At 51.3% G+C, this 22,179-nt stretch carries 18 protein-coding genes; 11 read left to right on the top strand and 7 right to left on the bottom strand.

All coding sequences use genetic code 11. From position 1 onward, the window contains the following. Positions 1-4 precede the first annotated feature (4 nt). Positions 5-439, bottom strand: coding sequence for a Dps family protein (locus QQK89_RS22880; protein WP_284241001.1), 435 nt, complete (start codon positions 437-439; stop codon positions 5-7). Positions 440-673: 234 nt separating this feature from the next. On the opposite strand from QQK89_RS22880, the gene QQK89_RS22875 reads away from it, so the two are divergent. Next, complete coding sequence (locus QQK89_RS22875; RefSeq protein ID WP_284241000.1) at positions 674-1,141, top strand: hypothetical protein; 468 nt, start codon at positions 674-676, stop codon at positions 1,139-1,141. Here the strand turns inward: QQK89_RS22875 and QQK89_RS22870 are convergent. Together QQK89_RS22870 and QQK89_RS22865 are read right to left on the bottom strand one after the other, a co-directional pair. Further along, positions 1,129-2,721, bottom strand: a complete 1,593-nt coding sequence (locus QQK89_RS22870; RefSeq protein WP_284240999.1) for a response regulator — start codon at positions 2,719-2,721, stop codon at positions 1,129-1,131. The two genes, QQK89_RS22875 and QQK89_RS22870, sit on opposite strands and share 13 nt — an antisense overlap. 13 nt (positions 2,722-2,734) lie before the next feature. Further along, complete coding sequence (locus tag QQK89_RS22865; protein WP_284240998.1) at positions 2,735-4,513, bottom strand: cache domain-containing sensor histidine kinase; 1,779 nt, start codon at positions 4,511-4,513, stop codon at positions 2,735-2,737. Positions 4,514-4,729: 216 nt separating this feature from the next. Between QQK89_RS22865 and QQK89_RS22860 the strand changes: the two genes are divergently transcribed. The 5 genes from QQK89_RS22860 (at position 4,730) to dgoD (ending at position 10,496) form a co-directional block, all read left to right on the top strand. After that, positions 4,730-6,190 carry an extracellular solute-binding protein gene (locus tag QQK89_RS22860; RefSeq protein WP_284240997.1) on the top strand — a complete coding sequence of 487 codons (1,461 nt, stop codon included), beginning with the start codon at positions 4,730-4,732 and terminating at the stop codon, positions 6,188-6,190. Positions 6,191-6,278: 88 nt separating this feature from the next. Beyond that, positions 6,279-7,187: a carbohydrate ABC transporter permease gene (locus QQK89_RS22855; protein WP_284240996.1), complete on the top strand. Its 909-nt coding sequence runs from the start codon at positions 6,279-6,281 to the stop codon at positions 7,185-7,187. Between the two features lie 42 nt (positions 7,188-7,229). After that, complete coding sequence (locus QQK89_RS22850; protein ID WP_284240995.1) at positions 7,230-8,561, top strand: carbohydrate ABC transporter permease; 1,332 nt, start codon at positions 7,230-7,232, stop codon at positions 8,559-8,561. A 9-nt stretch (positions 8,562-8,570) separates the two neighbouring features. Continuing rightward, positions 8,571-9,341, top strand: a complete 771-nt coding sequence (locus QQK89_RS22845; protein ID WP_284240994.1) for an SDR family NAD(P)-dependent oxidoreductase — start codon at positions 8,571-8,573, stop codon at positions 9,339-9,341. Between the two features lie 21 nt (positions 9,342-9,362). Beyond that, positions 9,363-10,496 carry a galactonate dehydratase gene (gene dgoD, locus QQK89_RS22840; protein ID WP_284240993.1) on the top strand — a complete coding sequence of 378 codons (1,134 nt, stop codon included), beginning with the start codon at positions 9,363-9,365 and terminating at the stop codon, positions 10,494-10,496. A 68-nt stretch (positions 10,497-10,564) separates the two neighbouring features. Here dgoD and trxB read toward each other — a convergent pair whose 3' ends face one another. Beyond that, positions 10,565-11,506 (bottom strand): thioredoxin-disulfide reductase, encoded by a 942-nt coding sequence (gene trxB / locus QQK89_RS22835; protein ID WP_284240992.1) that lies wholly within the window; start codon positions 11,504-11,506, stop codon positions 10,565-10,567. A gap of 153 nt (positions 11,507-11,659) precedes the next feature. Here trxB and QQK89_RS22830 point away from each other — a divergent pair, with 153 nt between their 5' ends. The 3 genes from QQK89_RS22830 to galU are packed head-to-tail and all read left to right on the top strand — an operon-like array spanning position 11,660 to position 14,609. Beyond that, positions 11,660-12,334 carry a response regulator transcription factor gene (locus QQK89_RS22830; protein WP_284240991.1) on the top strand — a complete coding sequence of 225 codons (675 nt, stop codon included), beginning with the start codon at positions 11,660-11,662 and terminating at the stop codon, positions 12,332-12,334. Next, positions 12,331-13,722 (top strand): sensor histidine kinase, encoded by a 1,392-nt coding sequence (locus tag QQK89_RS22825; RefSeq protein ID WP_284240990.1) that lies wholly within the window; start codon positions 12,331-12,333, stop codon positions 13,720-13,722. Before QQK89_RS22830 ends, QQK89_RS22825 begins: the two co-directional genes overlap by 4 nt. A 5-nt stretch (positions 13,723-13,727) precedes the next feature. Further along, positions 13,728-14,609 (top strand): UTP--glucose-1-phosphate uridylyltransferase GalU, encoded by an 882-nt coding sequence (gene galU / locus QQK89_RS22820; RefSeq protein WP_284240989.1) that lies wholly within the window; start codon positions 13,728-13,730, stop codon positions 14,607-14,609. A gap of 119 nt (positions 14,610-14,728) precedes the next feature. On the opposite strand, the gene isdG is transcribed toward galU, so the two are convergent. Genes isdG through QQK89_RS22805 form a run of 3 tightly spaced genes read right to left on the bottom strand, consistent with a single transcriptional unit; the run spans position 14,729 to position 17,816 of the window. After that, positions 14,729-15,874, bottom strand: coding sequence for a heme oxygenase (gene isdG, locus QQK89_RS22815; RefSeq protein ID WP_284240988.1), 1,146 nt, complete (start codon positions 15,872-15,874; stop codon positions 14,729-14,731). Beyond that, entirely contained in the window at positions 15,871-16,869 is a 999-nt protein-coding gene (locus QQK89_RS22810) for a FecCD family ABC transporter permease (RefSeq protein WP_284240987.1), read from the bottom strand. The genes isdG and QQK89_RS22810 overlap by 4 nt, the downstream gene beginning before the upstream one ends. A gap of 11 nt (positions 16,870-16,880) precedes the next feature. Further along, a complete protein-coding gene (locus QQK89_RS22805) occupies positions 16,881-17,816 on the bottom strand; it encodes an ABC transporter substrate-binding protein (RefSeq protein WP_284240986.1) in 936 nt (311 codons plus the stop codon). Positions 17,817-18,324: 508 nt separating this feature from the next. Between QQK89_RS22805 and isdC the strand changes: the two genes are divergently transcribed. Both isdC and QQK89_RS22795 read left to right on the top strand, forming a co-directional pair. After that, the gene (gene isdC / locus QQK89_RS22800) at positions 18,325-19,347 is read left to right on the top strand and encodes a heme uptake protein IsdC (protein WP_284240985.1); all 1,023 of its coding nucleotides are present in this window, start codon (positions 18,325-18,327) and stop codon (positions 19,345-19,347) included. Between the two features lie 30 nt (positions 19,348-19,377). Further along, positions 19,378-22,107: an S-layer homology domain-containing protein gene (locus QQK89_RS22795; protein WP_284240984.1), complete on the top strand. Its 2,730-nt coding sequence runs from the start codon at positions 19,378-19,380 to the stop codon at positions 22,105-22,107. Positions 22,108-22,179 lie beyond the last annotated feature (72 nt).

Raw genomic sequence — 22,179 nt, 5'->3', positions numbered from 1 at the left:
GAGATTAAGCATTAAAGGCGGTCAACATCCACACGTGTTTCTCGAGAGTGGTATGAATCGCCAGCAGCATGTCGGCGGTTGTCTCGTCGCCAGCGCCTTGCGCAATTTCCATGCCTTCTTTCAGTTCGCCGATGACGGTTGAGAAATCGGCGATCAGAACCTCGACCATTTGATGAGCCGATTCGTTGCCGGACGCTTCCTTGATGCTCGCGATGTTAAGATACTCCGCCATCGTAGCGACGGGGGCGCCTTTTAACGCAAGCAGCCGCTCGGCAAGCTCGTCGACATGGAGCGCCGCTTCCTCGTAGAACTCCTGAAATTTCACATGCAAAGTGAAAAACTGCGTTCCTTTTACATACCAATGGTAATTATGCAATTTGATGTAGAGAATGCTCCAGTTCGCAATTTGTTTATTGAGAACGTCGTTTGTTTGAGTCATCGGTTCCTCATTCCTTTCCTACGCGATAGTGTGCGCGAAGGAAAGGCTTCGCATGCGTGCGAATAGCAGGCAAAAAGCCTGCTGCAGCCAGGCCGGGGCTGCAGCAGTAGTTTGAGATTGGCCGCTGGCGGGTAAATAGGCGGGAAGTGATTGAACGTGTTGGAAAAGCGGTAAACTAGATGTCTGTGGCGAATAGAGATTATAAATAGCTCTTGTTGGGGGAGGTGCGACGGTTTGAACACAAAATCATTAAGAATTGCAACGCTAGCGGTGTTCCTTATTAATATTGTCCTTATCTTTCTCGTTGATCTGTTCACGATTGAGATGCTGCCGGACAAAGCCATCTCGGGCAACGGTAATCCTGCGGTTATCCTTTGGTTCATCGAGCTGCCGATGTATTTGTTGCTATTGGCCGGTATAGCTTTAATCGTGCATAGAGAGCGGTATCTCATGCACCACAATAGGGCCAGGATCTCCATTATCCTGCTTGTTTTGCTCGCGGTGTCGATCCTGCTTCAGGTGGATAAAGCGCAAAGGATCCATGATCAGATTGATGGCCTCATTGATGAGTTTGGCTGGCTGAATCAGTACACCAACACGATATACATCAACTTTTACTCGTTCCTAAGCGGCATACTGCTCATGCTCTTCATTCAATCCGTCATTACGCTAATCCGCTATCGATTCAATCAAACCCGGTAAGCAGAAGGACTAACGCCCGTTACTTTCTTAAACACGTTGCAGAAATAGCTCTGGTCTTCGTATCCGACGAGCTCCGAGATGCGCGCGATCTTTAGCGTCGTCGTCTTGAGCAGCTCCTTCGACCGTTCGATGCGCACCCGCGTTACATAATCGTTGTAGCTGCTGCCAACGATATGCTTGAACCGCTTCGAGAAATAATTGGGATGGATGTAGTACGTATCGCTAACCCATTGCAGAGACAATTCTTCTTCGTAATGCTGCTGCACATACTGTTGCACGCTTTCGATAATATCGTCGCAAGAGCGCTCGGAGCCGCCATTAAGAACATGGCTTAGCCGCTCGAGCTGCTGCTTGATAACTTGCATGATATCTCGCCAGTCCGTAAAGTTCTCAAGACTTGCGATTGGCGTGCCGAGATTCCAGTTCGGCAGCTCGATAGCCGTCTTGGCCGCATGTTTCCGGAGGATATGAACGATCTCGGTATACAGATATTCCATGTGGTCATACCTCGCGTCCGGCGACTCGGCAAGCGTATGGAACAGCTGCGTGGCATAATCGAGGAATTCGCGGTGTTGCCCATCCGCAAGCAAAGCCGTTAAACTGCGTTCTGCTTGTTGAAGGAGCGGAAACACGGCTGCCGAAGGCGAATGGTTCGCCACATCCGTATAGACATGGCCGCCGCCGAACAGCAGTCTGTTTTGCAGCGCTTTCCTTGCTTCAAGGCTAGAGAGCCTAAGCTGCGTCAGTTCTTTTTTTGCGCCGCCCACCCCAATGGATACGATGAGTCCTAGATGCTGGCCGATCCATTTGACCGTCTGCGTTAACGTGTCGACAATGGTTCCCGGATCGAGGGGACTCGTTCTGGAGGCGAGGAACACGACAATCTCCTCGGAGTGGTAAGCGTGTTTGAACGCAATCGCTTCGACGGGGAGCGCGGCAAGCGCGTTCTCAATACTGTTCTGGACGGCGAACCGGGCGAGGGGCTCCTCGTTCTCCTTGAAGCGGGAAGTCTCGATGCGGTAGACGATCCGTACGGAAACGGAAGCGAACGAGTTGCTTCGAACGAATTCCAAGGGGAGTCCGTCCATCGGCGAATCCTGCTCCGAAATAAGATGCGTAAGCTGGAAATCCAGCGGCTGCAAATGGCTCTGGCGGATCATTTTGTCCAGCGCATGCAGCTTGGAACGCTCTTCCTCCTGTTGCCTCTCCATCTGCAGCTCCTCCACTAAACCGGCAAGAAGCACGTGCAGCTTTTCCTTGTCGATCGGCTTCAGCAAATAGTCTTTGACATGATTCAGCAGCGCTTCGCGAACATATTCGAATTCATTGAATCCGCTAATGATGACGAATTTCGCATTCGGGCAAACGACCCGGGCCTGATTAATGAACTGAAGTCCGTCCATGCCTGGCATTCTCACATCGGTGAGGATAATATCGGGCTGGCAGCTCACCAGCTGGAACATCGCTTCAAATCCGTCGCCGGCTTCCCCGGCCAGCGTAAGGCTAAGCCTATTCCAATCGATCTTGCGAATTAGCCCTTCGCGCAAGAGCGGTTCGTCTTCCACAATAAGTACCTTCAACCGATCCATCCCCTTATGCCGTTCGCTTCGGCAGCTCGAAATAAATCCTTGTGCCTGCACCCGGCTGACTATAGATTTCCACCCGCGGGTCGTTGTCGTAATACATTTGAATGCGTTTGAATACGTTCGCTAATCCGATCATGGTTCGAGGCGAGGATTGCCGGGACACGATATCGTTCGAGTTGCTTAATTTACGGTGAAAAAGCTCGATCATGGCAGGATCCATGCCAACTCCGTTATCTTCAATGACGATTTTCAAAGTGGATTCATCCAAGTTGCTTAAGCGGACGAGAACCGTCTTATTGCCGACTTTTTGCTCCAGACCGTGAATGATGGCATTCTCAACCAAAGGCTGGATGAGGAACTTCGGTACGATGATGTCCTCAAGGCCGGGCTCAACCTCAATCTCGTAAGTGAACAGCTTGGAGAACCGAATCTGGTAGATGGACAAATATTGATGAAGATGCGTAATTTCTTCCTGAACGGTAGCCAGGCTGCCGCCATTCAAGTTGTAGCGAAGCATGTTGCCGAGGGCGATACAGATAAAAGAAACCCGTTCATCCCCGTCGATCGATGAAATGCTGTCGATTGTGCTTAGCGTATTGTAGAGGAAATGAGGGTTGATTTGCGTTTGCAGCGCTTTAATCTCCGCCTCTTTTTTAAGCAGCTCGGTTTCGTATACTTTGGAAATCAGCGAGCTAATTTCGGCAGTCATTTTATTGAAACTATGCTGAATCGTAGACAATTCGTCTTTGCCTTTTACTTCAATCGCAGCCCGGAAATCGCCCATCTCTACTTGCTTCATCTTTTTGTTCAGCTCTTTGAGCGGCCTTGTGACGCCAGCGGCGATGAGGGATGCAAGCAACATGGCAATTACAAAGCTGATCATGGCAATGAAGATAAGCGTATGGCGGAAGGAGGTGACCTTCTCCAGCACCTGATCCATCGGAACGCTGCCGATCATGATCCAGTCGCCGGCGTTAAGCCTTTCATAGAAACCTATGTACGTTTTATCCCGGTTCTCGTACCGGAAGTTGACGTACTCATTTGATTGTGGCGCTTGCTTGTAAGCCGTAAACAAAGGACTGCCGGCAATGGACATGCCGATCTCCTCTTTGTTTTCCGTAAAAATAATCCGGCCGGATCGGTCTGCGATGTAATATTTGCTGGCGTCGCTTTTTTGAGGTTTAGGAAAAATGTTGTCCAGCACGCCGGGGGCTATATCAATCTTGATATAGCCGATCGGATGCTGTTCATTCATCGTAATGCGCTTGAGCAGCTGAATATAGCTTACCGATTGGACCGGCGTAACGGTCGTGCTGATTGTCGTATGGGAAACCGTCCAGAAGGGGAAGCCGTCCATCTCCGATGCTTTGTCGAACAGGGCCGCTTGTTCTTTATCCAGCAGGGCTTTGACATTCTGATTGTAATAATAGTAGCTGGACATTTGCTGGCCGTCCAAGCGGGTGATGGCAATGAACGATATAAGAGGATTTTGTACTTTTTGGGAGATTAGACGGTTGCGGTAATATTGCTCGTTATCCGTATCGGCGGGCCCATCCAAAAACTTCTGCAGGGAGGTGTCGCTGAAATAGCTGTAGCCAATGCTGGAGATCGTCTTGAAATGGAGATCAAGCGTGTCGACCGTTTGCGTAGTCATCTTCTCAAGGCTTTGCAGCGTGGATGCTTCGAGCTCGCGGCTCATCATCCGGTTATAGGAGTAGCCCATAATGATCGCCGTTAGGCTGACGACGATGAAGAAGGAGAGAATCATTTTATTGCGGAACTGCATATTCTCCCCTCCCCAGAATGAAAATATCCGTTTTTGTAACCGCTTACTGCAGTTATTCGATAACGCGGGTCGTTTTCCTTTTTCTAGGAGGACAATGATCCGGGTTTATGCTTAAAATATTCCTAATAGGAGGTTAAGATTTTACATAGAAAGCGCTACCATTTTAAGCCTATACTGGACTTGTAAATCCGATATCCATTCGAGGAGGGCATTCCTTTGAAGAACAGGCGGCAGTTCGGAACTTGGTCAAGTTTGACAATTGTTCTTGTCTTAATGCTATTGGTGTCCGCATGCAGTGGGGGTAATGGCAACAACACGACAAACGTATCTGATCCTACGAATGACTCTTCAAGCACGAATGCGGCGACAAACAACGCCGGGACCGACAATGCGGAAGCAACGGCGGACAACACGACATCAAGCGGCGGAACGGTCGAGATTACGGTATGGGATCAGCCGAATCCGGATGACACGATGAAATCCATCAAAGAAGAAGTTTATGCCGATTTCGAAGCGGCGAACCCCAATATTAAAGTCAAACACGAATTAATGCCGCAAGGCACCAATGACCGCGAAGTATTCGTAACGGCGATGGCGGGCGGCAACGGTCCGGATGCTTACCATTCGGCTCACTTCCCGATTATCGCGGACTGGGTGGGCCAAGGTCTTGCGCTTGATCTGACGCCTTACTGGGACAGCTACGCGGACAAAGATAAATTTATCCCTTCCTCGATGGAAGCGGGCACGATTGACGGTAAAGTCTATGGCGTTCCTCATGATATGTATGTAACCGGCTTGTTCTGGAACAAAAAAATGTTCGAAGAAGCAGGGCTCGACCGCGATACGCCTCCGGCGAACTGGGATCAGCTCGTTGAATTCGGCAAAAAGCTGTCCGATCCGGCTAAGAAGCAATACGGGATTACGCTGCTTGGCATGGAATGGGCGGACTGGTGGTTTGAATATTACGTCTGGCAGGCAGGCGGCGACCTAACGCATGTCAATCCGGACGGCACCGTTCAATTGGCTTTTACGGAAGAGCCTTCCGTAACGGCGCTGCAATTCTATAAAGATCTGAAGTGGACGAACAAAATCGTGCAAAACAACGTGCTCCAAAGCTACCAGGACAACATGAACGATATTTTCCAAGGCCGCGCGGCGATGTCCAATGCTGCTTCCGGCGGGTTTGGCGATTATGTTGCGCAAGGGATGGACTTGAACGACGTTGGTTTTGCTCCTTACCCGGTAGGTCCAAGCGGCAAAGGTCCGGGTCAAATCGGCGGCGCTTATTGGATCATCAATCCGAAGACGACCAAAGAAAAACAAGACGCGGCTTGGAAATACATCACCTATATTAACTCCAAAGAAGTAGCCGAGAAGTACCTCCAATTCCAGCAAGAAAACGGCATCTTCCCGAACCTGCTGTCCGTTCGCACCGATGTGGATCCTTCTCAATTCGCGAAAGACATTTCGCCTGAGCTTGTGGCGGCCGTGAACAAAGCGGCATCCGACACGCATCTGGAATATTTCCTGAAGGAACGTCTGACTCCATATGTGGTCAAAGCGGTTCAAAAGGCGCTGACGGACGAGAAATCCGATCCGAAGCAGCTTCTCCAGGAAGCACAGGATGCGGCGCAAAAAGAAGTGGTTGATGCGTATAACGCATCCGTGAAGAAATAGTAATCTCGAATGAAGGCGGAGCCGATAAGCGGGCATGTTCACGCCGTGAGCTGCTCCGCCTGCCATTTGGAGAGGAGGCGTCAAACCGTTGAAAGCAGCCACCCAAGGCCCTAAACCTCAGTTGCATGCACGGGTTAAACCCCGGTTTAAGATTTCGTGGACAGCGATAACTTTCCTCACTCCCGCAATCCTATGTTTTGTATTGTTCAAGTACTACCCGCTAATTCAGGCGGTGTATATGAGCTTTTTCGATTACAAAGTCATCAACCCGCCGGGCAAATTCGTCTGGCTGGATAACTATAAGTATCTCATCGATTCGAGCGAGTTCTGGAATGCTTTTCGCAATACGTTTGCGTTCTTCTTTATCTATTTCATACTCACGTTCTGGGTGCCGATCGTTCAGGCGGTGCTGCTCAATGAGATTAAGTTTGCGAGCAAGACATTAAGGTCCTTGTATTTACTGCCTACCGCGGTTCCGGCGGTTGCCGGTTACCTGCTGTGGAAGTGGCTTTATAATCCGGATTACGGTTTATTGAACTATCTGCTTCATTTCATCGGACTAGGCCCGTATGGCTGGTTGAATGACCCGGCCATGGCCAAGTGGTCCATCGTGCTGCCAGGCGTATTCGCGACCGGGATGGGGATGCTCATCTACTATTCCGCGCTGCAGGGCATTCCAAGCGAAAATATCGAAGCGGCCAAAATCGACGGTGCCGGTCCATGGCGCCGGATGCGCTCGATCGTGTTCCCGAGCCTCAAATTCGTTATCGGCATTCAATTTATATCGTTCATATGCGGCGTATTCTTAACGTTCGACCCGATGTACATTATGACGGGCGGCGGCCCGGCGAGCAGCACGCGGACGCTGTCGATGCTTGTCTTCAACAGCTCCTTCAAGGAATTCCGCTTTGGGGTGGCCGGCTCGATCTCGTTCGTCATGTTTGTCATTATCGCCTTCATTACTTATTTGCAAATCAAATTAACGAACAAGGATTGACGGTTCGGTTGCCTTCAATATGCAAGCAGGAAGGAGCATCTCATGGCTGGACGCGGACGTATTAAGGAGAAAGGTTCATTATCGGTCAAAATCGTCTCTTATTCGGTGGCTGCCTTTTTTATTCTGGCATCCATCGTACCGTTGTTCTGGATGGTCAGCTCATCGATGAAAGACAACATTACCATCTATAAGTTTCCGCCAACATGGTTGCCGGAAGTACCAAAGACCGTCAACGTGACGCTGAATTATGACGGTACGGATGATCTGAAGAAAGAAGATTATGAGCTTGATGCGATGGAAGCGATCTGGTTCACCTGGAAACGCATGCAGAATGAAGCTGTTGGCGCGATGAAGGTAACAGGCGTGAAGGACGGCGAAGTCGTCTACAAAGCGTCGATGCCTTCCTACAAGTTTACGGTAGGACGCTCCGAGATTGTCCCAACGATGATCGCAACCCATGCCACGATGAAAAATAAGCTGCAGAAGATTCGCGACAACAAGTATACGGCTTTCACATTTTTAGGCGAAGGCGACAAATATAGCGGCGAAACGACGATTCGCCCAGAGCTGCCGCAGCAGGCGGCTAACGCTTTGAAATGGCTGTCCGAGTCCAAAGTGGTTAAGGGCAAGGTGCAAACGATTGATGAAATTAGCGATTGGAAACGCCTCTTCGACAACTACATCGTGTTATGGGAAATGACGGGCGGCGTGGACAGCAAGTCGGGTACGGTATCGTACGGCTTCCCGCATTTCTTGCTGAATAGCGTTCTGGTTACCGGCATAACCATTATTCTTCAGCTCATTATCGGGGGGACGGCAGGTTACGCGCTTGCGCATCTATTGCGCAGCAAAACAAGCGGCTGGTTGACGTTGTTTTTCGTAGCGACGATTATGATTCCCGAAATTGCGATACTCGTGCCGCTGTATTTGACGATGGATAAGCTGCATTTGGTCAACACCCTGTGGGGGATTATATTGCCGCATACCGCATGGGGGATCGTTATTTTCTTGTTCAAAGGATTTTTCGAACAGCTGCCGAGCGAGCTTCTGCAGGCGGGCCGGATTGACGGCGCTAGCGAGATGAAGATCTTCTACCGCATTGTTGTGCCGATGTCCGCGCCAATCTTCACCGTTGTTGCCGTCATGACGTTTATCGCGGTATGGAACGAATTTCTGTGGCCGCTTGTCGTTGCGCGCACGCAAAATGTCTGGACCTTCACGGTTGCGCTTAACGACTTCCAGCAGCGGCGAAGTTTAGGGTCGAACGTCATTATGTCCAGTCTCGTTATCGCCACGATACCGCTTATGCTCATCATTACGTCCTGTCAGAAACTGATTGAGAAAGGCGTTTCTTTCACGGGATTGAAAGGGTAGGAGATTGCCTTGGAACGTAAAGTAGCGCTTGTTACGGGATCCGGCCGAGGGATTGGCAAAGGCATTGCGCATGAATTCGCCAAAGCCGGGTACAACGTATGCGTCAATTACAACAAAAGCGCCGAGCAGGCGGAGGAAGTCGTCCGGCAGCTGCTGTCCTATGGCGTAAAGGCGGAAGCGGTTCAGGCGAATGTCGCCGATCTGGACCAGATCGCTTCGCTGATGGAGCAGGTGGAGAGCCGGTTCGGCCGGCTCGACGTGCTCGTGAACAACTCCGGCATTACGCGGATGCAGCCGTTTCTGGAGACGACTCCTGAGCTGTTCGAAGAGGTTATCAATACGGATTTGCGCGGTTTGTATTTCTGCTCCCAGCATGCGGCCCGTCTGATGGTCAAACAGGGGATACGCGGCGCTATTATTCATATCAGCTCGAATCACGCGGAAGGCTGCTGGTCGAACTCGACGGTGTATGCGGCAGCCAAGGCCGGCGTGAACAAGTTAGCGAAAAATATGGCGCTCGATCTTGCCCCTCATGGCATTCGGGTTGTGGGAATTGCTCCGGGTTACACGAGGAACAGCAGGATGGATGGCGACGAACGCATGGAGAAGGCTATTGCGAATATTTCATCCCGCATACCGATGGCGCGGTTCTGCACGCCTGAAGAGGTAGGGGCAGCCGCTGTGTTCCTCGCTTCCGATAGCGCCGGTTATATGACGGGTACAACGCTATACATGGATGGCGGCGCGCTTCTCCCGGTATGGGCGGATAAAGGGAAATAACGAAAAAAGGAGATTCTAATCGTGAAAATAACGGATATGAAGCTCTACCATGTCAAACCTCGCTGGTTGTTCCTGAAGATTGAGACCGACGAAGGGATTGTCGGGTGGGGCGAACCTATTGTAGAAGGCCGTGCCTTAACCGTCGCGACAGCCATCGAAGAGCTGAAGCGCTATCTGATTGGCGAAGATCCGCTGCGTATCGAGCATCACTGGCAAATCATGTACCGAGGCACGTTCTACCGCGGCGGACCGGTGCTCGTCAGCGCGATAAGCGGCATCGAGCAAGCGCTTTGGGATATTAAAGGCAAGTTCTACAATATGCCTGTTTATGAAATGCTGGGAGGACGCGTCCGCGACAAGATCCGCATGTATTGCCACTGCGGAGGCGCAACGCCGGAGGAATTTGCCGCAAATGCCAAGCTGAGAGTGGCGGCGGGCTTTGACGCGATCAAGACCGGCGTAGACGCACCGGTTCGCAACATTGACTCGCTCGCTTTCGTGGAGAGCCAAGTGAATAAGTTCGCGGCAGCCCGCGAAGCGGTAGGCAGCGGAGTCGATATCGCCATCGACTTCCACGGGCGAGTCAGCCCGGCGATGGCGATCCGGTTGGCTGTGGCGCTGGAGCCTTATTATCCGATGTTTATCGAGGAGCCATGCTTGCCGGAAAATGTGGACCAGCTGCTGCGCGTTGCGGAGTCGACGAGTATTCCGATTGCAACCGGCGAGCGTTTGTTCACGCGTTGGGGCTTCCGCGAGGCACTGGAGAAAGGCGCGGTGGCGATCGTGCAGCCCGACCTGTGCCATGCCGGCGGCATCTTCGAAGGCCGCAAAATCGCTGCTATGGCGGAAACCTACTACGCGTCCATAGCGCCTCATAATCCGCTTGGCCCGATCTCGCTCGCGGCTTGCTTGCAGCTGGATGCCTGTACGCCAAACTTCCTCATCCAGGAGCATCCGTCCATGGCGGAGAAGTGGGATCTTGGCGAAGGATACTTGCAGAAGCCGTTTGAAGTGGCAGGCGGCCATGTCGCCATTCCCGAAGGCCCGGGACTTGGCATCGAAATCAATGAAGAAGCGCTCATCGAGCGAAGCTTTGGAGGAGATTGGGATACGCCGCGGCTTGCGTATGACGACGGTTCGTTCGCGGAATGGTAAAATAAAAAAAGGCACAACCCGCTAATCCAAATTAGCGAGGTTGTGCCTTTTAACTTGTTATACTACTCTTACACGTGTGCCACGTCGTGCGCGTGTGCTTCAATGAAGCGCTCCGCGTCCAAAGCTGCCATACAGCCGCTGCCCGCAGCCGTGATCGCTTGGCGATAGTTGCGGTCTTGTACGTCGCCGCAAGCAAATACGCCAGGAATGTTAGTCTCCGAAGTGCCCGGCTTCACGATAATGTAGCCTTGCTCGTCGGTAGTGATTTGGCCGCCGAGGAATTTCGTGTTAGGCGTATGGCCAATCGTGATAAACACGCCGTCCGCTTCTACGAATTCTTCTTCGCCAGTAGCATTATTGCGTACTTTCAGACCTTTCAGGCCCATCTCGCCAGGAACGACCTCAAGCGGAGTTTTGTTCAGGTTCCAGCTGATTTTTTCGTTCGCGCGCGCGCGGTCCTGCATGATCTTCGAAGCGCGGAGCTCGTCGCGACGGTTCACAACCGTTACTTCGGATGCAAAACGCGTCAGGAACACCGCTTCTTCCATTGCGGAGTCGCCGCCGCCCACGATGATGAGCTTTTTGTTGCGGAAGAAGAAGCCGTCGCAAGTCGCGCAAGTGCTGACGCCGCGGCCGATATTTTCTTGCTCGCCAGGGATGCCGAGGTATTTCGCGGATGCGCCTGTCGAGATAATAACCGTTTCGGCTTGAATCTCGCCGATGCCTTCTACGTCAAGCGTATAAGGACGTTTGCTGAAGTCAACGCTCTTAACCGAGCCGTTGCGGAACGATGCGCCGAAACGTTGCGCTTGCTTGCGCATGTTGGACATCAGTTCGCTGCCGAGAATGCCTTCAGGGAAACCCGGGAAGTTCTCGATTTCCGTCGTAGTCGTAAGCTGACCGCCCGGCTGCCAGCCTTCAATAACGAGAGGTTCCATATTCGCGCGCGCCAGGTAGATCGCCGCTGTTAATCCGGCAGGGCCGGTACCGATAATGATTGTTTTGTACATAGTGATTGCCTCCACTTCATCTATATGATGTTTGATTATGTCGCAATTTCTAGTTTAAAATTATTACAATCTGTAAACTTTGTCAATACAGTTCATCTTATTTTCATCTAGATGTATTATTGTAGAAAGATAGTGTACAGGAGGTGTTCCCAAATGCCCAAAATACTCGTCGTTGATGACGATCCGAATATACGCGAGCTGGTTAGCTTGTTTTTGCGGAGAGAAGGTTACGAAGTTATTGAAGCGGTAAACGGCGAAGATGCTTTGAATCGTCTGGAGGCGGTGAAGCCGGATCTCGCGGTTATAGACGTGATGATGCCCAAGATGGACGGCTGGGCGTTATGCTCGGCTTTGCGCGAATCGTTCGACATGCCTCTTCTGATGCTGACGGCCAAAGGGGAAACGGCCCATAAGGTAAAAGGTTTCGAGCTTGGCGCCGATGATTATGTTGTGAAGCCGTTTGATCCGCCGGAGCTGATCGTGCGGGTGAAGGCGCTGCTTAAGCGTTACCGCATCGCTTCGTCGCAGGTGGTGGAGCTGGGCGGACTTTCGATGAACCGGTCGGATTTCCAACTGGTAGCAAACGGGGAGAAGATTTTGCTGCCGCCGAAGGAATTTGAGCTCTTGTTCAAGTTAGCAAGCTACCCGGGGAAAACGTTCACCAGAGAGCATCTCATCGAGCAACTGTGGGGGATGAACTACGAAGGGGACGAGCGTACCGTCGACGTGCATATTAAGCGTCTTCGCGAACGGTTTCCGGAAGAGGACTTTGGCTTCCGCATTGTAACGATTCGGGGTCTTGGCTACCGGCTGGAGGAGCGGGCATGATCCGCAGCTTGTACGTGCGAATAGCGGTGACATTTCTGGTCATCGTATTAGTAAGTATTAGCATTGCCTATTATACGGCTAACCAGCTGTTCCGCCGGGATCTCCAAGGGCAGAACGGCATGGAGGAAATGATGATTACGCGGCTTGAGAAGCTGTACAATGATTCTTCGCCGCGTTCGCTCCCCATGTTCCTCGAGCAGGTCTCGAGTCTTCAAGAGATGTCCATCGTTGCGGTTAACCGGAACGGTCTTGTTATTCAAGTCGGCCGGACAAGCCGGGCGATTGTGAATCATTTGACTTACAAGACGGTCGAGAACGTGTTTGGCGGCCGGACCGAACGGGTAAAGTACGCGGAGGAGCATGAGAGCGGACCTCCTTCGCCTCCGGCATACGGACGTTTGGCTCAATTCGGCAACACGGAATGGGCCGTGTTTATTACGCCGGACCATGTCCGTCAGGTGCGCAGCTTCCAGCGGAATACGTTTACGATTCTGATCACTTTGCTTGTCGTTGGCTGCGTCTTGATTCTGTTCGCTGCCCGGTACTTGGTGAAGCCGCTCAAAATGATGACGGCCGCCACAACCCGAATAGCAAAAGGCGACTTCAGCGTCGAGCTGCCGACCTCGCATAAGAACGAGCTTGGAGAGCTGGCGGACAGCATTAACAAGATGGCGCATAGCTTATCGCAGCTTGAGACGATGCGCCGGGATTTTGTATCGAACGTATCGCATGAAATCCAGTCGCCGCTCACTTCGATCGGCGGTTTTGCCGAGGCGCTCCGCAGCGAAGATTTGACGGCAGGCGACCGGAATCGTTATGTTGGTATTATTAAACAGGAGAGTAGCCGGTTATCCCGCTTAAGCGAAAACCTGCTCAAGCTGGCTTCGCTTGATTCCGAGCATCATCCCTATGAGCCGGTAGCGTACCGGCTGGACAGGCAGCTGCGTGACGTTGTTTTATCCTCCGAACCAACTTGGCTGGCCAAAAGGCTGACCGTGGAATTATTAATGGAGGAAACGGTTATTAAAGCGGACGAGGATCAGCTTAATCAGGTATGGATCAACTTGCTGGCCAACAGCATCAAATTCACGCCCGAGGAAGGCAAAATCTCTTTCCAGCTGTCGGAGCAGGAAGGGTTCGCCATCGTTCGGATCGCCGACTCGGGCAGCGGTATCCCGGAGGAAGAGCGGGAGCGGGTATTTGAACGGTTTTATAAGGTGGATCCTTCAAGGGACCGTACGCAAGGCGGAAGCGGCTTAGGCTTATCCATTGTCAAGAAAATCATCGACATTCATAGCGGAACGATCGAAATCGAGGACGCGGAGCAGGGGGCGGTATTTGTCGTCCGTCTGCCGCTGAATCCTGAACCTGACCATTCGAAAGGGTGACGGCCATGTTAAATCAGTCCAGACAACAGGTACGCAAAGCGATTATTCCCGCGGGGGGACTAGGTACGCGTTTCCTTCCCGCAACCAAAGCTCAGCCAAAGGAAATGCTGCCGATTATCGATAAGCCGGCTATTCAATATATCGTCGAAGAGGCGGTACAGTCCGGGATCGACAGCATCGTGATCGTCAGCGGACGGCATAAACGGGCGATCGAAGACCATTTCGACAAATCTTACGAGCTCGAGAAAGAACTCGAGGAACGCGGCAACGAAGAGATGCTTGCCATTGTCCGGGATATCTCGCATTTAGCCGATATTTATTATGTACGCCAGAAGGAGCCGCTTGGTCTTGGCCATGCCGTTCTTTGCGCGCGGCGTTTTATCGGCAATGAGCCGTTTGCCGTGCTGCTCGGCGATGACATCCTGCGCTCCGAACCGCCATGCCTGCAGCAGATGATCCGACAATATGAAGAGACCGGTTCTTCCGTGGTGGCGTTGATGGAAGTGCCATGGGACCAGACGCATAAATACGGGATCGCCGCGTTTGACGATAAGGACCAGTCGCATAACCGGATTTTGGATTTGATCGAAAAGCCGGCGCCGGGGCAAGCGCCTTCGAATTGGGCGGTGGTCGGACGGTACGTGCTGGACCAGGCGATCTTCGAACTATTGGAGCATGCAAAGCCGGGCAAAGCGGGGGAAATCCAGCTGACCGACAGCTTGCAGCGGCTGAATCACATGTCGCCGATTCTGGCGCACCGATTTACAGGCAAGCGCCATGACGTGGGCGACAAGCTTGGATTTGTGAAGGCAACGATCGATTTCGCTTTGGAGCGGGAAGATCTAAGCGAGGAAGTCCGCAAATATTTGCGCGAGCGGCTTGGCTGAGGAATAGCACGGAATAGTAAAAAACGCTGCTGTGAAGGGGGAATCCCTTTACAGCAGCGTTTTTATTATTGTTGGAACTAGTTTAAGCCCAGCGTGCGTGCCTTTGAGTTACGGCCGCTCTATTGCGCCGCTGTTTCGTCCAACGCTTCTTCCGATTCCGGCTCCGTAATCGGATTACGTTTGATTTTTACTTCCTGGAACGTGATTTTGTTGTCCAAAATGTAGTCCGGAATATTACGGTGCTTGTGGGATTCGCGGAACGCTTCGCTTTTGGTCCATGCCTGGAACGCTTCCTTCGAAGTCCAGCGCGTAACTACCGCAACCTCGTCGTATTCCTTCAAATTCTGCGTCCATAATACTTCCAAGCCGAGGAAGCCTTCCATCCGTTCTACCTTGCCAATCCGGTCAAATCGCTCCACCAGCTTATCTCCGCTGCCTTTTACGATTTGCGACGTGTTCGTTACAATAATCATCGTTTGTTCCTCCTCGTTATGTTTGCGAACCGGAATAATAATGGGGTAATGGCCGTCGAAGCTGACCTTTGCCTCCAGTTCATACACTTCTCTCATGAAACTATTCGTTAATACCGCCTGAGGCTCTCCGGCAGAATGAATCTCGCCGTCTTTCATCGCGATCAAATGATCGCAATAAGCGGCTGCCTGTTGCAAATCATGGAGCACCATGACTATGGTGGTTTGCTGCTGACGATTGAGGTTGACCAGCGCCTCGAGTACTTCCAGTTGATGGGCAATATCGAGGTAAGTCGTTGGTTCATCGAGCAGCAGAAGCCCGGTCCGCTGTGCCAGAGCCATCGCGATGCGCGCTTTCTGCTGTTCCCCTCCGGACAAGGTATGGAACATGCGGTCTTCATGCCTTCTGATTCTCATCAGACGCATAGCCCATTCAATAACTTCCTGATCTTCATTGGACAGCCGTTGCGAGAACATGGAGCGGTGGGGAGACCGTCCGTATTCGATTAATTCCCGGACCGTTACGTTTGGCATGAACTCTTTGGACTGCGGAAGCATGGATACCGTGCGGGCAAATTCCGCTCTGGAGTAATGCTCCGCAGCTTTGCCTAAGATCGTGATGGATCCTGCATCAGGCGAAGATAGTCCGGTAATCAGAGATAAAAGAGTCGATTTGCCGGAGCCGTTAGGTCCAACAATGGCTGTTATTTGGCCTTTCGGGATGATGGCATTAACGTCCGTAAGCTTGAACATACCCCGCTCGAGCGTTAATCCTGTCGTTTCTGCTGCTGTCATCGCCAATTGCTCCTTTTCCTAAGCAGATATAAGAAAAACGGTGCTCCAAGGCAAGCGAGCAGAATGCCGACGGGCAGCTCGACGGGATCGAGCACGGTGCGGGCGGCCGTATCGGCCAAGGCGACCAGCGCGGCACCGCCCAGAATGGAAGCCGGCATCAGATAGCGGTAATCGTCCCCAATAAGCAGCCTTATCGTATGCGGGACGATTAGTCCGACGAAACCAACCAGCCCGGCGACGCTTACCGCCGTTCCGGCAAGCAAGGAAGCAAGCAAGATAAGCAAGAGCCGCTGGAGCTCCACCTTTTGGCCAAGAAGCTTCGCGGAATCATCTCCAAGCATGAGCAGGTTAACGGGCTTGATCGCTAGGAAAGATAAGACAAGGCCAACAAGCGCATAAGGCAGCATAAAGGAAAGATGATGCCAGCTTCTGCCATTAAGTCCGCCGGACAACCAAGGCAATACGGCTTGAATACGGTCGCTGTACATAACCATAACGCCATTCATGACGGCGCCAATGAGCGCGTTCAAGGCAATGCCGGCGAGTACGATTTTGCCCGGTGATGCTCCTTTATCCCAAGAGAGCGAATAAATAATGACCGATGATACGAATGCTCCCAGAAAAGCAGCTGCCGGCAAAAGATAGCTGAACTGCGGGAGCAGCACCATAGTAATGACGGCAGCAAGCCCGGCGCCCGACGAGACGCCAATCACGCCGGGATCCGCAAGCGGATTGCGCATGACCCCTTGCAGGATAGCGCCCGAAGCCGCGAGGCAGGCACCGGTCAATAGTCCGATCAGAACGCGGGGGAGTCTGAGATCAAATACGATCGTGTCTTGCGGTGAATCTCCTCTTGCCGTTAAGGCATGCCAAATGTCTTCAAGAGCAACCGGCACGGAGCCGGCAATGAGGCCAAGAAGCACGCTTGCAAGAACGGCAACCGGCGCGAGGAGTAGAACGAGTTTTCTGCGTTTGGTGCGTTGCTCGATATTCATGGATTTCCCTTTCAGTTTGCGGACAATTGGTCCCGCATCAGTGTCAAAGCTTCCATGACTCTGGTTCCCGGATTGGTACCGAACAGGTCATTGGGAAGGATCTCGACATGGCCTTGCTTGACGGCATCAACGTTATTCCAAGCCGCATTGTCCGACATTTCCTTCAGGAAGCTGTCCTTCACCTGCTCTGCATCTCCGTGCGTCATGATAAAAATATATTGCGGATTGGCCTGAACGATTCGTTCATTGCTAAGCTGCGCGTATTGCGGATAACTTTGCAGGCGCGGGTAGTCTGCCGCAATATTAACGCCTCCCGCAAGTTCAAGAATGTTGCCGCCAAGCGAAGAAGGAAGGGCGGCCATAAAAGTACCCGGAGCCCCGTAGACGAGCAGCACTTTAGGGCTGTTTGAGGCAACCGCAGATTTGTACTCCGCTAGCTGGCTATTAATTTGCTCAACCAGCTCGCTTGCGCGGTCATCCTTCTGAAGAAGTTTGCCGAATAAAACGATTTGCTGTGTAATTTCCTGCACAGAATTAGCGCTGGTCAGCAGCATTTTCGAACCGATGCCTTCGATCGTGGGGATATCCTTCGTATTCATCGGGTTGTTGCCGAGCACCACGTCAGGGCGCAGCAGCGTAATCTGCTCCAGATCCACTTCATGCGCCGTTCCGATCTGCTTCACGTTCTGCAGTCCTGCCAAGCTTTCAGGCAGCTCCGAGGTAGGACGACCAACCAGATTGCCGCCTAACGCGTAAATAATGTCCGCTTCCCCGTTGCCAAGCGCCACGATCCGCTGCGGAGCATGGCCAAAGCTCAGCTCTCTTCCCGTAAAGTCCTGAATCGAGAACGTGTTGCCCGATTCGGCGGTTGTTGACGTATTGCCGCAAGCGCAACAGCTTATAACGATGGCCAATATGGCTGCTAAGAGCGATAAGCGATTACGCATGATTGACCTCCCTTATGTAATAAATATGGCCAAGTAATCAAGAACGATTCTCAGTTTGACAATAATGATATTCATTCTCACTAGAAACGTCAATAGTTTTTCAGGAATTTTTTAGATAAAAATTTTTGATGATAAAAATTAAAAAATAAATGATAGTAGAACAGATAAAATTGCATATTTATGGTTGACGTTCTCAATTAAACTGTGTTAGTTTTTTCGGTGAGCTCGTAAAATGAGCGGAAGGACGATGGGGAATCACGTTAGGAGATGGGCAGGAATTACGCGTATCGTATTTGTATATGCCCTAAAACCTTGCATTTTTCATGTGTTCACGTTGTATTTTGATTAATAATTAAAGTTTGTAAGGAGGGGAATGGCTAGAGTTAATTTTTTTTGATCTTTATTGAGAATGATAATCACTAAGTGATTGCTTAAAGCTTGCTGAACATTTATTGTTACGATTTCTTAAAGAATTAATGGAATTAAGTGTAATTTATTTGGAGGATTTATGACTACAAAACTGAGGTTAATGGGTGCATGGATTATTGTATTAGCCGTTATCCTGACTTGTTTTCCGGCGTATACATCTGCTTCTTCTCAGGAGGCGGGAACCTATTCAGCCGATTACCTCGTGCTGAGGGCGGAAGATGATTCCGCTTCGATCGCTAACGATTACTGGGAAAAGCCGGCTACGGTTACCGTTGCGGGAGACGGGGCAATGGTCGTCCGCATGACGATTAACCATAGCAAATGGGTAAAGGAGTTCAGCGTTCCCACTGCTGGCGGATCCTCTTATACGGCTGTTAAGGTCGTGAGCTCGGATGAGACTGCGGATAAACGAACGGTTGAGTTCAGGGCAGAGGATCTCGCAAAGCCGATTTCGGCCAAGATACACGTCATCGTAGAGGATATCGGATACGACCATAAGTATACAATCCGATTTTCATTCGATACGAACAGCTTCAAGCTGATTAAGGCGGCAGAGAAGCCTGCAGTAAAGCCTGCAGAAAAGCCAAGCGAGGAGAAACCCGCAAGCACGGAAAAGCCGGTTGACGATTCGAAGGAGGAACCTTCGTCTTCCCCGGCAGCAACGCCTAAGCCATCCAAGCAGGAGAACGTCTCCAAAGGTTCTGCCGAAACGGCAACGGGCAGCGGTAAAGTTAGTACCGGTGCTACAGAGCCTACAGGCACAGTTACTCCCCAGGAAGATGACGGGTCAGCATCAGAGAGCATGGCTGCGACAGGTCAAGAAGCGTCTACGGAACCACCGGATCCTTCGGCATCTGTTGAACCGGAGGGAGACACCGAGTTGGATGCTTCGGCTAACATGACGGCGAACTCCGGAGAAGTCTCGGCGACTGCGGGCGAAGAAGATGCTGCGGCTGTAATGGCACCGCCGTCTGAACAAGAACCGTCCTTGGCATCGGGTAACAAGCGGGATCTGAAAGGGATCTATATCCTTGGAGCTTTTATCCTTGCAGGGGCAGCTATGGCTTTTATTCAGAGGCGCAAACGCCAAGCCAAACGATAAATGAATTTACATAGGGAGAGGTTGTCGGAAATGTTCGAGAATGTTTTGCAAACGAAGATAAAACAAAAGATTTCCATCATGATCATTATCGCGTTATTTCTAGCTTTGTTTTCAGGTTTTGCACCTGCTGTTCATGCAGCCGAAGAGGTGCAGCTTGCGGATGTTACGCTGAATTACGTGAAATTGACAGACACAAATGTATCTTATGATGAAACAGTCGGAACCAATTATTACGACGCAAAAACGTATGAACTTAACGGTCAAAAGTATTTGCGCGTAAGCGTATTGCACTCTGGTATCAACTTGCAGCTCGTAATCGACGGGGTTACGCCTATTGAGGTGTCGTCGATTACGAATGCGGAAAATGCGGTGATCGGCCACGTCTACGATTATGCGATTGCAAGCTTCATCGATCCGATTGTAGGTAAAATCACGTATCAGGCTGGCCCGCAGCAAGGCAATCATCCAATGTATATCATCATCAATCAGGATGCGAAGGCTGCAACTAGAACGGCGTTAAAAGCGAAGCTCACTGAAGCTAACGCCATCGCAAACAAAAGCACTCAGCTGACTCAAGCGATCGCTGCCGCTACCGCGGTTGATCATTTGCTTTCCCGCGAAGCGGAGCTTCAAGCTGGGCTTAACTCCCTTACAACGGCTGTTGCTAGAGAAGCGGTAGAGCCTACTGCCGTTACTTTGAACTACGTGAAATTGACGGATACAAATGTACCTTATGATGAAACAGTCGGAACCAATTATTATGACGCAAAGACCTATGAACTTAACGGTCAAAAGTATTTGCGCGTAAGCGTATTGCACTCTGGTATCAACCTGCAGCTCGTAATCGACGGGGTTACGCCTATTGAGGTGTCATCGATTACGAACGCGGAAAACGCGGTTATCGGTCACGTCTACGATTATGCAATTGCAAGCTTCATCGATCCGATTGTAGGTAAAATCACGTATCAGGCAGGACCACAGCAAGGCAATCATCCAATGTATATCATCATCAATCAGGATGCGAAGGCTGCAACTAGAACGGCGTTAAAAGCAAAGCTCACTGAAGCTAACGCCATCGCAAACAAAAGCACTCAGCTGACGCAAGCGATCGCTGCCGCTACCGCGGTTGATCAATTGCTTTCCCGCGAAGCGGAGCTTCAAGCTGGGCTTAACTCCCTTACAACGGCTATTGCTAGAGAAGCGGTACAGCCTACTGCCGTTACGCTGAATTACGTGAACTTCGCAGACAAAACTGCGCCATTCGATAATAGAGTCGGAGGAAATTACTACGATTCTAAGACCTATGAGCTTAATGGTCAAAAGTATCTGCGCGTAAGCGTATTGCACTCTGGTATCAACCTGCAGCTCGTAATCGACGGGGTTACGCCTATTGAGGTGTCATCGATTACGAATGCGGAAAATGCGGTTATCGGCCATGTCTACGATTATGCGATTGCAAGCTTCATCGATCCGATTGTGGGTAAAATCACGTATCAGGCTGGCCCACAGCAAGGCAATCATCCAATGTATATCATGATCAATCAGGATGCGAAGGCTGAAACGCGAGCGGCGTTGAAGGCGAAGCTTGTTGAAGCTAACGCCATCGCAAACAAAAGCACTCAGCTGACGCAAGCGATCGCTGCGGCTACCGCGGTGGATCATTTGCTTTCCCGCGAAGCGGAGCTTCAAACGCAAATTAGCGCTCTTACAACGGCTGTTGCAAACGCGGCAGGCGGCGGTACTGCTCCAGTTGAACCTAAGATTCCAAACGGCACGTACAGCTTGAACTTCACGATTCTGAAAGATGGCACGGCCGAAACATCCGTCATGGACGGTTACACGGTACATCCGGCTACTCTTGTAGCAAGTAACGATGTGTATACCGTTACTCTACGTTTAACGCAAAGCAAAGAAATTACAGGCTTCAAGGTAAACGGCGTAACGCCGCAAGGCCAAACCAATTCGGAGAAAAACACGCGAGACGTGACATTTACGGTTAGCGACTTGTCCCAACCGTTAAACGGCTGGGTCAAAATCGACTGGGATGCCATGAATTATCACGGAGAGTATAACGTTCAAATTAAGTTTGGCAGCTATGGCGCTTATACGGAACCGAGCTGGACTGGATCCCATCCATCGCCTCCATCGGGAGAACCAGACCCTGATCCGGAAACGGAGCTGCCTTCCGTATCCTTCAAAGACGTAACCAACCACTGGGCTGGCGAGTCCATCAAACGCGCCGTAGAGCTTGGTATCGTAAACGGCTATAGCGATGGTTCGTTCAAACCTAACGGCGTTATTAACCGCGCTGAGTTCACGGCCATGATCAGCCGCGCGCTGAAGCTTCAAGCACCGGAAGGCGGTGCTACGGTTAATTTCAGCGACTTGTCTTCGATTCCGGCATGGGCGAAGCCGTTCATCGAGCAAGCGGCGGCAGCGGGAATCATCAGCGGTTATGCCGATGATTCGTTCCGTCCAACGCAGCAGATTTTGCGTACCGAGATTGCCGTTATGGTCGTAAAAGCGCTTGGATTGCCGCTTGAGCCGGCAACATCGCTGAACTTTGCGGATGCAAACAACGTACCGGAATACGCAAAAGCTGCCGTAGCTACGGCAGTGAAATACTGCCTTCTGCAAGGCAAAGGCAATAACCAGTTTGACCCGACTGCTAATGCAACCCGCGCTGAAGCTTTGACGCTGATCCTCCGCGCGCTCGATTTCGCGGCGGCGCAAGCAGCAGAGAAGCAAGTAACGAAATAACATACGCATGAGCATGAGGATGTCCGCTTAAGCCGGACGTCCTTTGCCATGTTTGTTTGTTCGGAGAGGAGA

The sequence above is a fragment of the Paenibacillus glycanilyticus genome (genome assembly GCF_030161375.1).
Lineage (GTDB): Bacteria > Bacillota > Bacilli > Paenibacillales > Paenibacillaceae > Pristimantibacillus > Pristimantibacillus glycanilyticus_B.
Note: the sequence above shows the minus strand (reverse complement) of the source record. Positions and strands in the feature narration are given on the sequence as shown.

Bases quoted from the DNA above. Each gene is read 5' to 3' on its own strand.
- QQK89_RS22795 (WP_284240984.1), top strand. From the start codon at position 19,378: ATGTTCGAGAATGTTTTGCAAACGAAGATAAAACAAAAGATTTCCATC.
- QQK89_RS22850 (WP_284240995.1), top strand. From the start codon at position 7,230: ATGGCTGGACGCGGACGTATTAAGGAGAAAGGTTCATTATCGGTCAAA.
- QQK89_RS22805 (WP_284240986.1), bottom strand. From the start codon at position 17,816: ATGCGTAATCGCTTATCGCTCTTAGCAGCCATATTGGCCATCGTTATA.
- isdC (WP_284240985.1), top strand. From the start codon at position 18,325: ATGACTACAAAACTGAGGTTAATGGGTGCATGGATTATTGTATTAGCC.
- QQK89_RS22865 (WP_284240998.1), bottom strand. From the start codon at position 4,513: ATGCAGTTCCGCAATAAAATGATTCTCTCCTTCTTCATCGTCGTCAGC.
- isdG (WP_284240988.1), bottom strand. From the start codon at position 15,874: ATGACAGCAGCAGAAACGACAGGATTAACGCTCGAGCGGGGTATGTTC.
- galU (WP_284240989.1), top strand. From the start codon at position 13,728: ATGTTAAATCAGTCCAGACAACAGGTACGCAAAGCGATTATTCCCGCG.
- QQK89_RS22880 (WP_284241001.1), bottom strand. From the start codon at position 439: ATGACTCAAACAAACGACGTTCTCAATAAACAAATTGCGAACTGGAGC.
- QQK89_RS22830 (WP_284240991.1), top strand. From the start codon at position 11,660: ATGCCCAAAATACTCGTCGTTGATGACGATCCGAATATACGCGAGCTG.
- trxB (WP_284240992.1), bottom strand. From the start codon at position 11,506: ATGTACAAAACAATCATTATCGGTACCGGCCCTGCCGGATTAACAGCG.
- QQK89_RS22810 (WP_284240987.1), bottom strand. From the start codon at position 16,869: ATGAATATCGAGCAACGCACCAAACGCAGAAAACTCGTTCTACTCCTC.
- QQK89_RS22825 (WP_284240990.1), top strand. From the start codon at position 12,331: ATGATCCGCAGCTTGTACGTGCGAATAGCGGTGACATTTCTGGTCATC.